10 protein-coding genes, 4 tRNA genes and 1 pseudogene are annotated in these 13812 nt (G+C 46.6%); 4 read left to right on the top strand and 11 right to left on the bottom strand.

The annotated features are described in order from the left end of the window. Positions 1-89: 89 nt before the first annotated feature. The 5 genes and pseudogenes from CS022_RS11785 to CS022_RS11765 all read right to left on the bottom strand — a co-directional run bounded on the left by CS022_RS11785 (position 90) and on the right by CS022_RS11765 (position 6127). The gene (locus CS022_RS11785; RefSeq protein WP_129122441.1) at positions 90-557 is read right to left on the bottom strand and encodes a hypothetical protein; all 468 of its coding nucleotides are present in this window, start codon (positions 555-557) and stop codon (positions 90-92) included. Positions 558-761: 204 nt separating this feature from the next. After that, entirely contained in the window at positions 762-1703 is a 942-nt protein-coding gene (locus CS022_RS11780) for an ABC transporter permease (RefSeq protein ID WP_129122440.1), read from the bottom strand. Positions 1704-1705: 2 nt separating this feature from the next. Beyond that, positions 1706-2683: an ABC transporter permease gene (locus CS022_RS11775; RefSeq protein ID WP_129122439.1), complete on the bottom strand. Its 978-nt coding sequence runs from the start codon at positions 2681-2683 to the stop codon at positions 1706-1708. 79 nt (positions 2684-2762) lie between these two features. Next, positions 2763-4316, bottom strand: coding sequence for an ABC transporter substrate-binding protein (locus tag CS022_RS11770; RefSeq protein WP_129122438.1), 1554 nt, complete (start codon positions 4314-4316; stop codon positions 2763-2765). A gap of 87 nt (positions 4317-4403) precedes the next feature. Next, positions 4404-6127: pseudogene (locus CS022_RS11765) on the bottom strand (dipeptide ABC transporter ATP-binding protein). 675 nt (positions 6128-6802) lie between these two features. On the opposite strand from CS022_RS11765, the gene CS022_RS11760 reads away from it, so the two are divergent. Then, entirely contained in the window at positions 6803-7264 is a 462-nt protein-coding gene (locus CS022_RS11760) for an Lrp/AsnC family transcriptional regulator (RefSeq protein ID WP_129122515.1), read from the top strand. A gap of 138 nt (positions 7265-7402) precedes the next feature. On the opposite strand, the gene CS022_RS11755 is transcribed toward CS022_RS11760, so the two are convergent. From CS022_RS11755 to CS022_RS11745, 3 genes are all read right to left on the bottom strand, one after another. Further along, positions 7403-7479, bottom strand: a tRNA-Pro gene (locus tag CS022_RS11755). Positions 7480-7481: 2 nt separating this feature from the next. Beyond that, positions 7482-7557: transfer RNA gene (locus CS022_RS11750), tRNA-His, on the bottom strand. A gap of 44 nt (positions 7558-7601) precedes the next feature. Continuing rightward, a tRNA-Arg gene (locus CS022_RS11745) sits at positions 7602-7678 on the bottom strand. A gap of 343 nt (positions 7679-8021) precedes the next feature. On the opposite strand from CS022_RS11745, the gene CS022_RS11740 reads away from it, so the two are divergent. Beyond that, positions 8022-8441, top strand: a complete 420-nt coding sequence (locus CS022_RS11740; protein WP_129122437.1) for a c-type cytochrome — start codon at positions 8022-8024, stop codon at positions 8439-8441. A 72-nt stretch (positions 8442-8513) separates the two neighbouring features. On the opposite strand, the gene rep is transcribed toward CS022_RS11740, so the two are convergent. Then, positions 8514-10508, bottom strand: coding sequence for a DNA helicase Rep (gene rep / locus CS022_RS11735; protein ID WP_235869480.1), 1995 nt, complete (start codon positions 10506-10508; stop codon positions 8514-8516). 194 nt (positions 10509-10702) lie between these two features. Here rep and ubiK point away from each other — a divergent pair, with 194 nt between their 5' ends. Further along, positions 10703-10972, top strand: a complete 270-nt coding sequence (ubiK, locus tag CS022_RS11730) for a ubiquinone biosynthesis accessory factor UbiK (protein WP_129122436.1) — start codon at positions 10703-10705, stop codon at positions 10970-10972. 49 nt (positions 10973-11021) lie between these two features. Here the strand turns inward: ubiK and ilvC are convergent, their stop codons facing one another. Further along, positions 11022-12506, bottom strand: a complete 1485-nt coding sequence (gene ilvC / locus CS022_RS11725; RefSeq protein ID WP_129122435.1) for a ketol-acid reductoisomerase — start codon at positions 12504-12506, stop codon at positions 11022-11024. A 147-nt stretch (positions 12507-12653) separates the two neighbouring features. On the opposite strand from ilvC, the gene ilvY reads away from it, so the two are divergent. Further along, positions 12654-13523 (top strand): HTH-type transcriptional activator IlvY, encoded by an 870-nt coding sequence (gene ilvY / locus CS022_RS11720; RefSeq protein WP_129122434.1) that lies wholly within the window; start codon positions 12654-12656, stop codon positions 13521-13523. 118 nt (positions 13524-13641) lie between these two features. Here the strand turns inward: ilvY and CS022_RS11715 are convergent. Then, positions 13642-13718 (bottom strand) — tRNA-Asp (locus tag CS022_RS11715). Between the last annotated feature and the right edge of the window lie 94 nt (positions 13719-13812).

Below are 13812 nucleotides of genomic sequence, written 5' to 3'. Positions count from 1 at the left end.
CACCATCATATAAAAAGAAGACGCACAACTACAGCATTAACGTTCTGCTTCAGTTTTGCGTCGACTTCATGACAATGACTTAAGGTTAGCTATCGAGTTTGACTTAGTAGCGTTCCTTCATTTGTCGCTGGGCCTTTTTCCGGCTCAGCAGATTCTTGCTCTGTGCGTAACTGACGAATGAACGACGTTTCTGACCATGGATGGAGCTGCCTCAATCTGTCTCGTGAATCCATCGCAAGCCTAAAATCATCAAACGGCCCCACCAGACAACGATACAACTCAGATTCTTTTCGTAAGAAAAGCGGTGAATTATCGAGTGATATGCGCAATAACTGGGCAAACCAAGGAGGTGGCACGCGATCAGTCATACTACATTGGACCCAAAACTGCTCTGCATCTTTTGACGGTGTGCGCCCCCAAAGCCCCTCACCCACATCACAATCGCTGGATAGCATCAACCAACCAGACTCACCTTCGCTAGCCTGACATGATGGTGACGCATTTACTGAAAACGAAAAGCCTAATAATGCAATAGTTAAAAAGATAACCCGAAACAAAGCTTACGCCTCTGTGCTTAACATACCTAGGTAAGCTTATGACTAAATGGGCAATACTAACAAGTCTTGACGTGTCTCAGATGCTATAGAAAGCAGAAAATTCAGCGAGATTCGGTTGAAATAGGCCCCAGAGCGGCGAAAAGATGAGTCAGGTGTCACCCAAAAAACAAAAAGCAGCATATGCCGCTTTTTGTTTTTAGACGTTTACCCTTTATAGACTTTCGGGTTGAAGACATCCCGCAACCAGTCACCCAGTAAATTAATGACCAGAACTAAAAGCACTAACACAATACCCGGGAAGGCACTCATCCACCAAGATCCGGAGAATATGTAATCAAATCCTATACTTATTAACGACCCCAGTGAAGGTTTATCAACTGGCATTCCCAAGCCGAGGAATGAAAGCGCTGCCTCTGACATAATGGCATTGGCCACCTGAACGGTCGAAATGACCAATATCGGCGACAGGCAATTTGGCAAAATATGCCTGAACATGATACGCGGAGACTTAAAGCCCATCACCTGTGCCGCTTCGACATACTCTTTCTTTTTCTCAGCCAACACAGAAGCGCGAACGGTTCTTGCGTATTGCGGCCATTCAGCCACCCCGATAATCACCACCAACATCAAAATCGCATACTGACTGTAAAAGTCACTGCCAAAACTGGCTTTAAAGATAGCCGATACAATGATTGCGACCATCATGGTCGAAAAGGACAACTGAACGTCAGCAATCCGCATCAGGAAGCTGTCGATACGGCCTCCATAGTAGCCGGCTGCCAATCCAATGACGATACCTATCAACAGCTGCAAAGCGACCGCGCCAAGGCCAATAATCAATGAGATACGAAGGCCATACATCATGGTAGAGACAATATCTCGTCCCTGATTGTCTGTCCCCAGCAGAAAGCGCGTCTCGCCGTCATCAAGCCACGCAGGAGGTAACTCAGAATCCATCAAATCGATAGAAGCAAGATCATAGGGGTTTGTAGGCGATAACACTGGCGCAAAAACAGCGGCTAAAACAAAGAGGACAAAAACAATAAAGCTACTTATTGCCACCTTGTCGCGTTTAAAAAAGTAGAAAAAATCTGATTCCAAAAAACGCTGCCAGCGAGAAGGAGTCGTTGCGGTTGTATCATTCATCCTCAAGCTCCTTTGCCTGTAAGGTTTACAGTGGGGTTGATCACACCATACAAAAGGTCAACCAAGGTATTGGTCACCACAAATATCAAGCCAACAAAGATGACATAGGCGGTAATCAGAGGGGTATCTACACGGTTTATCGCCTCAAGGAAAATAAAGCCCATACCCGGCCACTGAAATACTCTTTCAGTCAATATTGTGTAGGCAACCATGGTACCTATCTGCACACCACCGACTGTGACCACAGGTAACATAGTGTTTTTCAAAGCATGCTGATAATAAACCTGCTTATCCGGCAAACCCTTTGCACGAGCAAACTTTACGTATTCAGTGCTTAGCGCCTCAAGCATTTCAGAACGCACAAGGCGGATAAACAGCGGCAGCATGATGGACGAAAGGGCAATACTCGGCAGTATAAGGTGCGAAAGCCCATCTAAAGTGAAAAAGCCAGACTCCCAGCCGAGCACATTAGCAGTGTCACCCCGGCCGTATGACGGCAGCCAGTTAAGTTCGATGGAGAAGACATACATCAACATGATGGCGGTCAGAAATACAGGTATCGAAATACCCACAATACTGAAACCCATAATCACTTTTGTCAGCCTGCTATTTGGATTAATTGCTGAGTACACACCAAGAGGAATAGATACCACAATGATGATGAGCGTAGCCGCCACAACGAGCTCTAATGTCGCTATCAACTTATCTAAAATGACATCAACAACCGGGCGCTTATAGAAATAAGAAGTCCCCAAATCACCCTGTACGGCGTCTTTGATGAATCGTCCATATTTGACCAAAAACGGGTCATTCAAGCCCATCTGCTCACGAAGAACATTTCGTTCTGCCTCAGAAACAGACTGCCCTACAAGCTCACGAAGGGGATCGCCCAAGTTATCCTGTATAGAAAACGCGACCAGACTGATCACAAACATTACAATCAACGCCTGATAAACACGTTTTCCAAGAAACGTAATCATGCATACCTCACTAAAACCCTAAGGCTACAACAACAAAACAACGCGGGTACCAGATTGTTTCTGGTACCCGCGAACAACCTTAGTTAACGACCAGATCGCCGAAGTAAGGGAAATTCATACCATTGATAATTGGCTGAATATTAACGCTTTTCTTAGCTGCCCAGGATGGGTCTTGCCAGTGAAGAGGAACAAACGCAGCGTCGTTGTAAAGCATCGCTTCAACATCACGTAGCATTTGATTACGTTTGTTCAGGTCTGTTTCACCGTTTGCTGCTTCAACCAGCTTGTCAACTTCGGTATTTGAGTAGTGACCACAGTTATATTGGCCTTTACCCGTATCAGAGTTACGCGTCATCGCCAAAAACTCAGTGAAGTTCGCTGAATCTTCAGTATCCGGGTGCCAACCAATCATCTGCATGCCTGATTCACACTTATCAAACTCAGGCCAGTATTGCGCTTTTGGCATGGTCTGTAGGTCTACTTTGATTTGAATTTTAGCCAGCATCGCCGCAACAGCCTGTGCAATCTTCTCATCATTCACATAACGGTTATTTGGCGCAATCATGGTCAGCGTAAAGCCATTCTCATAACCCGCTTCTTTCATCAGTGCTTTAGCTTTATTCAGATCATAACGTGGAGATAGATCGGCATTGTATCCAGCATATCCTACCGGGCTCTGTTGACCTGCTGCGGTACCCGAGCCTTTCATAATCTTCTTGGCAATACCTTCATTGTTTACAGCATGCACGATCGCTTGGCGAACTTTCACGTTTTGCAGAGGCTCAGACACTTTCTGGTTGAGCTGGAACGTAATGATTCGAGTACCTGGCATGGTGTAAAGATCAAGCTTGTCATTACCTTTGATACGCTTGTAATCATTCGGTGATACCGGAGCAATCATATCAACATCGCCAGAAAGCAGCGCAGCAACGCGGGTGGCATCTTCTTTGATTGGTACCAGCGTTAACTTGTCGACATTACCTTTCGATGATTTATCCCAGTAATCTGCAAAGCGCTCAAACTCAACCTTCACGCCTTGTTCGCGATCAGCAATTTTGAACGCACCAGTACCTGAAAGGTTCGTTGAAGCGAACGTTGAACCATTTTTCTTCAGCTCAGCTTTGTCTTTACCGTCAGCTGTCGTGCCTGAATAGTACTTACTGTCCATTGCAAAGATATAAGTCGCAACATTTTCCACCAATGGATACAAACCATCAGTCACAATATCAACAGTATGAGAATCAACTTTATTCAACGCTGTAAGCGGCGTGAAGATGCCTTTGAAGTCAGGAGAAGACTTGAGTCGGTCGAAGGTCCACACAACATCATCAGCGGTAAAATCATTACCTGAGTGGAATTTCACACCTTTACGGAGATGGAAACGGACAGTCGTGTCATTCAGTCTCTCCCACTTTTCAGCAAGGCGAGGCTCAAACTCCATGTTCTGGTTAAAGCGGATAAGTGGATCAAACACCATATGAGAGAGCTGAAGTGTACCGCCAGAAAGCTGCTCATGTGGGTCAAGCGAAACAGGGTCTGCATCGTAAGCAACAGTGATGTCTGCAGCCGCGGCTGAAAAGCTCAGCCCAGCAGCAAACAATGCCAGGGCCAGTTTCGATTTAACGGTTTTCATTTGCATTACTCCTTATGCAGGGAGAAACTCCCGACGTTGTTGTGTTTTGGCATAGAAGCCACCCGGCACAACCTGTCTCCGGACGGATTAACTCGTTACAGTTGATTGTTTCGTCAGATCCACACCCTTAAACTCAGGCATTAATGAGATAAGCTGACGGCTATATTCATGACTGGCTGACTTGAACAGCTCTTCAGTCGGTGCCACCTCAAGCAGTTTTCCTTTTTGCATCACGCCAATGCGATCACACATTTGTCGAATCACGGGCAAGTCATGGCTGATGAACAGCATGGTCAGGTTCAATTCCTGCTGAAGGTCTTTCAAAAGGTTAAGAATTTGTGCCTGAACAGAGACATCGAGCGCTGATGTCGGTTCATCACAAATCAGCAAACGTGGGCGTGTCGCCAGCGCTCTGGCAATTGAAATACGTTGGCGCTGACCGCCGGAAAATTCGTGGGGATACTTCACTCCAGATGCGCGGCCTAAGCAACATGGTCGAGAAGGTCGTTAACTATCGACGTTGTCTGTTGTTCATTTTCAGCAAGTTTGTGGAATCGGATAGGCTCAGCAATAATGTCTTTGACTCTCATCCGAGGGTTCATCGACGAATAGGGGTTTTGGAACACCATCTGCATTTGACGTCGAAGCGGTCTTCGTTCAGCTTCACTTTTGAGTGCCGTAAGGTCAATGCCCTCAAAAGTGACTTTCCCTGAGTTAGGCGGATAAAGCCCAGTGATCACGCGGGCAATGGTTGATTTGCCCGAACCGGACTCACCAACAAGGCCAAACGTCTCCCCTTCATGAATTTCAAAGCTCACATCTTCATTTGCCTGAACATATTCACGGCGACTTTCAAAAAACGAATCACGAGTGACAAAGCGCAGATGTACATTTTCAACGTTCAGCAGCGGGCCCTCATAATCTCGCTGATCTTCACTCTGTCCAAGCCAATGATTTTTCACATCGAGAGGCTTCATTTCTGTGGCTTCTTCGATGTAGCTAACGAGTGGGAAGCGATCCAGTTTGATATCAGAGCGGGGCACCGCAGATATCAAGCTTTGCGTGTAGGCATGCTCGGGTGTCCCGAGTACTTTCGCTGTGGGTCCAAACTCAACCAAATCACCCCGGTACATCACCGCCACCTTGTCTGTGACGTTAGAAACCACACCCATATCGTGAGTCACCAACATACAGCCCACGTTTTTCTTCACGCAAAGCTCACGGATGAGGTTTAGGATTTGATCTTGAATAGACACATCCAGCGCCGTGGTGGGTTCATCGGCGATAATGAGGTCAGGCTCACCAGCAAGTGCAATCGCAATGACCACACGCTGACGCATACCACCGGAAAATTGATGAGGGTATTGCTTCAAGCGATTTTCTGGCTGCGGAATACCGACCTGCTCCATCAGTTGGAGAGCACGGGCTTTTGCATCCGTATCATTAAGGCCAAGATTGATTTGAATCGCTTCGACCAACTGATGTTCGACAGTAAAAAGAGGGTTCAACGAGGTCATAGGGTCTTGGAAAATAAACCCAATTTTTGCGCCTCTCACCTTTCTCATTTCGTCACGAGGAAGACTGGAAATTTTCTCACCATCAAGAAAGACATCACCACTGGCAATTCTTCCTGGCGGGCTCAACAAATCAATAACCGCATTACCGACTGTAGATTTTCCCGCACCTGACTCTCCGACAACCCCCACTATTTCGCCCCGCGAAATAGTGAATGACAGCGACTTAACGGCTGCATGTACACCATGCCGTGAAGGATATTCAATTCTCAGGTTTTTTACTTCCAGCAAAGCCATTAATTCTACCTCTGTCTTCCTTCGTAGTTTTTCTATACAACTTAGTCAGTTAAGTCACATTATTTCGTCTTTCTGATACGGGATTGCCAATACAAACGGTGGTTGGAAGGCTAATCTGTCAAACAATTAACAAAAGATCAACATAGTGCTCTGAAGAGGCGATCGGGCCCACACCACATGCTATTTCATTCACTAAAAACAAAATAAAATTCACAAAACATGGCATTAAAATTAATAAAACTTATAAATTTCATAATCTTAAAAATTAAAGCAACTTTGCAGATAATATTTTTAGTCAGTTAGATAATTATTCAATTATCTGAGCTATTTAGACCAATGAAAAACACAATAGCGATATAAAGTACTAATTTCCATTTTCCATCCAACACTTTTAACGGGAAATAATACATAACACACCATATGCTAAAGTTATTTTTTTTGAGAAAATATGTAAAAAATTTGCTCTTAAATGCAGGAAATGGGTAAAAGCGTGAACCCTTGCGCAAAAATACTCGGCGAAGTTTTACCCAATAGGATTCATTAAGGAATCGCAGCCATGCCTTTATCCCAAGCTCGCTACTGCGCATACCAAACTTGCTTGTCACATCTTGATTTGTTTTCATCTTCGCCATACCGTTGAGAAAACTTTTACTTAGTGAGGCTGTTTTGGAGAAAATTGTATTAGATAACGTTGATAAGGCTCTCCTTGCAAAATTGCAAGAGGATGCCAGCTTGTCTCTTTCTGACCTTGCTGAGGCTGTCAATCTCACCACAACACCATGCTGGAAAAGGCTAAAACGGTTGGAGGAGTGTGGCGTATTACGTAAACGCGTTGCCCTTCTCGACCCGGCGGCAATCGGGCTCTCTTTTACGGCGTTTGTACACATAAAAACCGCCGATCATAGTGAAGACTGGTATCAGCGCTTTGTTTATGCGGAAAAACCCTTTGACGAGGTCATGGAGTGTTATCGAATGGCGGGAGAATATGATTACATGATGAAAGTTCAGGTGGCAGACATGCCTGCTTTCGATCACTTTTATAAAAAACTGGTCAATAGCATTGATGGCCTAACCAACGTCACGTCAACATTTGCTATGGAGCCACTTAAATATACTACCGCATTACCGCTTCGGTAGTTTGATGGTTGAATGGCGTCGAAGAGCAAAGCCTAAATACGAGGTGTTTTTAGTTGGCTGACATCTTTTATTCGAACTTCAGTTTTCCTGAAAACAGATGCGAAAAAGCCCGCTCATTGAGCGGGCTTTTTCTGAAAGTGGTCGGTGAAGAGGGATTCGAACCCCCGACCCTCTGGTCCCAAACCAGATGCGCTACCAAACTGCGCTATTCACCGAGTGGGGTGGCTAACGGGACTTGAACCCGCGACAACTGGAATCACAATCCAGGGCTCTACCAACTGAGCTATAGCCACCACTGATTTTTTTTGCCAACAATTCCGATTTTGCTTGGACCTTCTGGCGCGCCCGACAGGATTCGAACCTGTGACCTTTGGCTCCGGAGGCCAACGCTCTATCCAGCTGAGCTACGGGCGCTTGCCCCTGTCGGCGGAGTCGCATATTACGGATATGGGCCCCTGCCGTCTAGTCTTTTTTTCAATTTTTTTTCTGACCGCTCCGTTTTTGAACAATCGGGACAAAATCACAGCACAGACCTGCAATCATAACGGTTTCTCGCAACAATCTAAAGCGTTATACTCACCGTATGTTTACATATCATTAACAATGATAAGTTGCGGTAGGCCAAAGTTAGCCACTACATTTTATGGCATTATGCTTAAAAATAGCTATTAGCTGGTTTTATCACCGCAAAAACAGACTAAATATATAAAAACAGACGTCAAATCTATTGATGCCAACACAAACTGGGAGTTTAACAGTGAGCGCAAAGGGAAGTTCTTTTCGACGCATAGCAATATCTGCCATTGCTGCCATGTCATTAGTCGGTGTTGCACAAGCCACCGATATGTCTGACGACGCAATTGCCAAACGCATCGCACCAGTCGGGAGCGTGTACAAAGATGGTGAGGCCCCCGTTAAAACAGCGGCAGCGCCATCAGGCCCGCGTACAGGAGATGCGGTTTACAACACTTTCTGTCTGGCATGCCACTCTACAGGCGCCGCTGGTGCACCTAAAACGGGTGATGCAGCAGCCTGGGAGCCGAGACTAGCACAAGGTAAGGAAACACTTTACAAGCATGCAATCCAAGGCTTTAACGGCATGCCTGCAAAAGGCACCTGTATGGATTGCTCGGATGATGAAATTATTGCTGCCATTGAGCATATGCTCACCCAATAACTATCATCCTCGCATGAAAAAAGGCTACCAAAGGGTAGCCTTTACTTTATTCGTCTTTATTCAGCATTGCTCTTAAGTTTGCGATTGCAGCTTGGCCCTTTTCCATTCGCTCCTGCTGGCTTTGCGGTTTCTTTTTCTCTTCCCATTCAAGGTCATCCTGGGGTAGTCTTCGAGGAATCGGCTCGGCAATGGTTTAATTAGCTCGCCGTATTGGCGTCGCTCTTTACAAAGAGTAAACGTCATTTCTCTTTGCGCACGGGTGATCCCCACATAGGCCAGACGGCGCTCTTCCTCTACGTTATCTTCATCAATACTGGATTGATGAGGAAGGAGTCCCTCTTCCATACCAATGAGAAATACATAGGGAAATTCGAGACCTTTCGAGGCGTGAAGTGTCATCAGTTGTACCTGATCGGCATCTTCATCGTTTTCACCACGCTCCATCATGTCTCTGAGCGTCAATCTCTGTACCACTTCTCTCAGCGTTTTGGGCTCATTATCGTAGTTGTCACCTTCCAGATCAGCCACAATCCAGCCATAAAGGTCTGAGACATTCTTCATCCTCATTTCAGCCGCTTTCGGGCTGGGAGAGGTCTCATAAAGCCAATCCTCATAGTGAGAGTCTCTGACAAGCGACCTAACGGCTTCTACAGTGTCTTCTCGCTCAAATCTATCCGATAGCTCGACTATCCAACGTGTGAAGCCTTGCAGGGCTTCCAGTCCTCTTCCTGTTAAGGTCTGCTGAAGACCCAGCTCGAAACTTGCAGCAAAAAGGCTCTTCCCACGCATATTGGCGTAGCTACCGAGCTTCTCAAGTGTCACAGGACCTATTTCACGCCTTGGCGTGTTTACAATACGCAGAAACGCGTTGTCGTCATCCTGATTAGTCAGGAGCCGAAGGTACGCCATGATGTCTTTAATTTCCGCTCGGGCAAAGAAAGACGTGCCGCCAGAGATTTTGTAGGGGATGCGGTTTTGCATCAGGGCTTTTTCAAATAATCTCGACTGGTGATTGCCCCGATATAGAATCGAATAGTCTTTGTAATCAGTACGATTCATAAAGCGATGGGCAATAATTTCCCCCACTACGCGCTCTGCTTCATGCTCTTCATTATTTGCTTTCAGCACTTTCAACATTTCGCCATCAGGCAGCGCAGAGAATAAGGTCTTCTCAAACACATGGGGGTTATTAGCAATCAGGATATTGGCCGAGCGCAAAATGCGGCTGGTTGAGCGATAGTTCTGCTCAAGCTTGATCACTTTCAAAGAGGGAAAGTCCTGATTGAGCAGTGCAAGGTTCTTGGGTTGTGCGCCACGCCAGCTATATATGGACTGATCGTCGTCCCCCACAACTGTAAACCTCGCCCTTTCGCCAACCAGTAACTTAACCAATTGATACTGGCTGGTATTGGTATCCTGATACTCATCAACCAGCAAATAGCGAATAAGACTTTGCCAACGCTGTCTGACCTCTTCGTTGGTCTTAAGCAGCAGGACGGGCATCAAGATTAGGTCGTCAAAGTCCAGCGCATTGTAGGCTTTCATTTGTTTCTGGTACGCAGCATAACACTGCGCAAACAGCTTATCTCGGTCTCCCATCGCCGCGGACTCGGCCTGCATCGGCGTCAACATGTCATTTTTCCAGTTGGAAATGGTATGCAGTAACTGACTCAGCAGATCTTTGTCGCCATCAAGCTGTTCTTCAGTCAGCTCTTTCAAAAGCGCCATCTGGTCTTGATCATCAAACAGCGAAAACCCAGCTTTAAGGCCCAAGACCTTATATTCCCGGCGAATAATATTGAGGCCCAAGGTATGAAACGTCGACACCATCAGGCCTCTTGCTTCCTGCTTACCCATGGTCTGGCCGACCCGCTCTTTCATTTCACGCGCAGCTTTGTTGGTAAAAGTCACTGCGGCGATATTTCGGGCTTTGTAGCCGCACTGCTGGACTAGATAAGCAATTTTGTTGGTGATCACCCGGGTTTTACCTGAGCCCGCGCCCGCAAGCACCAGACAAGGTCCGGAGACATGGCGGACTGCGTCATTCTGGGCAGGATTCAGTTTCATTTGGGCCTCTTTGGATAATCGCGCGTAGTGAACAAAGCATTGTAGAAGGAAACTCAGTGATGTCTATCTCTCCCCGAGCAAGCCATATGGTAAAGCGCAGAATTGAGTCGACACTTTCAAGCGTTTTCTCAGTGATTCTTCGACAAAATTTCGAGGATTGAATAGAATAGCGTCAGTTACCTAAGGAGTTTTACATGTTTGATCCCAAGAAGCTTGATAAGGTTGTCCGCCAAATTCAGGACTCGATGCCTAAGCCCGTCAAAGAGCTCGGTGCAGATGTCGAAAAGAAAGTCCGTGAAGTCATCCAGTCTCAGCTGGAAAAGCTGGACGTCGTCAGCCGTGAAGAGTTTGATGTGCAGACTCAGGTACTGCTGCGTACCCGCCAAAAGCTGACAGAGATGGAACAGAAAATGGAAGCACTGGAGAAGAAGTTCAGTGCAGCAGAAGAAGACAGCAAAGACTGAGACAAAAAAACCCGGCAAACGCCGGGTTTTTCTTTCAATGTTTCGGTGATTAATCACCAACAGCAATACGTTTCATGTCAGTCATGTAGCCACGCAGCTCCTGACCAATCCACTCAACCGGGTGAGTGCGCAATGCTTCGTTAACCGCAATCAAGGTCGCGTTATCAACTTGGTTGCTTTCTTCATTGATACCACGACCAATTACGTCAGTCTCAACACCCGGCATGAACTTCTCACGCAGCAGTGGCGTTGCAACGTTTGCGAACAGGTAGTTACCGTATTCCGCAGTATCAGAAATAACGACGTTCATTTCATACAGGCGCTTACGGGCAATCGTGTTAGCGATCAGTGGCAGCTCGTGCAGTGATTCATAGTATGCAGACTCATCAATGATGCCAGACGCTGTCATTGCTTCAAAGGCAAGCTCAACACCTGCACGAACCATAGCAACCATCAGAATGCCGTTATCAAAATATTCCTGTTCGCTGATCTTAGCGTCAGAGTCTGGGTAGTTTTCAAATGCAGTTTCAGCGGTTTCAGCACGCCAACCCAACAGGTTAACATCATCGTTCGCCCAGTCTGCCATCATGGTTGATGAGAAGTGACCAGAGATGATGTCGTCCATGTGCTTGTTGTAAAGCGGGCGCATCAGGTCTTTCAGATCTTCAGACAGCTCGAATGCTTTTACTTTTGCTGGGTTAGACAGACGATCCATCATATGAGTGATACCGCCAAACTTCAGCGCTTCAGTAATGGTTTCCCAACCAAACTGCAGCAGTTTACCTGCGTAACTTGCATCAACACCGTCAGCAATCATCTTCTCATAACAAACGATAGAACCAGCCTGCAGCATGCCACAAAGGATCGTTTGCTCACCCATCAGGTCAGATTTCACTTCGGCAACGAAAGAAGATTCCAGAACACCGGCGCGATGACCACCCGTTGCAGCAGCCCATGCTTTCGCGATCTCATGGCCTTCACCTTTTGGATCGTTCTCTGGGTGAACCGCCATCAGTGTCGGAACACCAAATCCACGCTTATATTCTTCGCGAACTTCCGTACCTGGACACTTAGGTGCAACCATGACTACAGTGATGTCAGAACGGATTTGCATGCCTTCTTCAACGATGTTGAAGCCATGTGAGTAACCCAGAGCTGCGCCTTCTTTCATCAAAGGCATAACTGCATTAACGACAGAGGTATGCTGCTTGTCTGGGGTCAGGTTAACAACCAAGTCAGCCTGAGGGATCAAGTTTTCATAATTGTCGACGTTAAAACCATTCTCAGACGCATTTTTGAATGACTGACGTTTCTCGTCGATGGCAGCTTGACGGAGGGCATAAGAGACATCTAACCCGGAATCACGCATGTTAAGACCCTGGTTCAGGCCTTGAGCACCACAACCAACGATAACCACTTTCTTACCTTTCAGGTAATCGGCTTCAGACGCAAATTCGTCTCTGTCCATAAAGCGGCAAACGCCTAGTTGCGCCAGTTGCTCGCGTAAATTTAATGTATTGAAGTAGTTAGACATCTCAGGCTCCATTATTTGTCATTATCCTGTGTCGCAGGTATATAAAGGTGTTCCTGCGAATTGGGTTCATCATAGAACAGGCAGCAAATTGCTCAAAGTGATATATTAACAACAATACATTGCAGAAAACGCAACATGGGCGACAGCATGCACATAAAAAACCTTCAATACTTCTTACACCTCTGTGACAGCCAGTCGTTCAGCAAAACGGCCACATCGATGCATATCTCCCCGTCGGCGCTAAGCCGCATTATTCAGAGACTGGAAGAAGATGTAGGCCAGCAATTACTCATCAGGACAAACCGACATGTCAGCCTGACAGCGGCAGGAAAACAACTTGCACCTGTGGCCATGCAAATTGTGACCGAGTGGCAAACCGCGGTTAGTGCTATTCGAGAAGAAGACCCGAGCCTTAAAGGTAAACTCACGGTATTTTGCTCCGTCACCGCAAGCTATAGCCACTTACCCGATCTATTGAATCGCTTCCGTCAGAACTACCCTCAGATTGAAATCCAGCTACAAACCGGTGACCCTGCGCAGAGTATCAGCCATATCATGGATGACACGGCAGACATTGCCATCAGTGCAAAACCCGGCCAACTGCCTGCCGACCTGTATTTTAAAGTGTGGGATAAAGTCAGTATGTCCGTGATTGCACCAAGTATCGGAAGTAATGTGCCGGGATTCAGCCGAGCGGGAGTCGAATGGGATACAGTGCCGTTGATCTTACCCGAATCAGGAAGGGCCAGAGAGAATGCCAATAACTGGTTAAAAGGCCATACCAGAAAACCAAACATTTACGCTCAAATCGCAGGCCATGAAGGTATCGTCAGTATGGTAGCACTCGGGTGTGGTATCGGCATTGCGCCCGATGTGGTGATCGACAACAGCCCGGTCAAAGATAAAGTGGAGAAGCTAAATGTTCCTGTTGTTGAGGCATTAGAGCTTGGCCTTTGCTGTCGAAAAAGCCGTTCAGGGGAGCCGCTCTTGGCTGCAATGATGGAGTTACTCAACTAACGTCAATCAATGGCTCAAGGCAAAATATAAAGTTATTAAAAAGAGTGTGCCTAAAGCACTTTTCAGGCGTGCAAATAGCAAAAAACCTCAGCATGTTTGCTGAGGTTTCTCGAAGAAGTGGCGGAGCGGACGGGACTCGAACCCGCGACCCCCGGCGTGACAGGCCGGTATTCTAACCAACTGAACTACCGCTCCACTCAAATTAACGTCTGTTCAAAACGCTAACTTAAATTTGAAGCCTGGCGATGTCCTACTCTCACATGGGGAAGCCCCACACTACCATCGGCGC

Origin of the sequence: Veronia nyctiphanis (genome assembly GCF_004116385.1) — a bacterium.
Lineage (GTDB): Bacteria > Pseudomonadota > Gammaproteobacteria > Enterobacterales > Vibrionaceae > Veronia > Veronia nyctiphanis.
Note: the sequence above shows the minus strand (reverse complement) of the source record. Positions and strands in the feature narration are given on the sequence as shown.

Bases quoted from the DNA above. Each gene is read 5' to 3' on its own strand.
- CS022_RS11780 (WP_129122440.1), bottom strand. From the start codon at position 1,703: ATGAATGATACAACCGCAACGACTCCTTCTCGCTGGCAGCGTTTTTTG.
- CS022_RS11775 (WP_129122439.1), bottom strand. From the start codon at position 2,683: ATGATTACGTTTCTTGGAAAACGTGTTTATCAGGCGTTGATTGTAATG.
- CS022_RS11770 (WP_129122438.1), bottom strand. From the start codon at position 4,316: ATGAAAACCGTTAAATCGAAACTGGCCCTGGCATTGTTTGCTGCTGGG.
- rep (WP_235869480.1), bottom strand. From the start codon at position 10,508: ATGAAACTGAATCCTGCCCAGAATGACGCAGTCCGCCATGTCTCCGGA.
- ubiK (WP_129122436.1), top strand. From the start codon at position 10,703: ATGTTTGATCCCAAGAAGCTTGATAAGGTTGTCCGCCAAATTCAGGAC.
- ilvC (WP_129122435.1), bottom strand. From the start codon at position 12,506: ATGTCTAACTACTTCAATACATTAAATTTACGCGAGCAACTGGCGCAA.
- ilvY (WP_129122434.1), top strand. From the start codon at position 12,654: ATGCACATAAAAAACCTTCAATACTTCTTACACCTCTGTGACAGCCAG.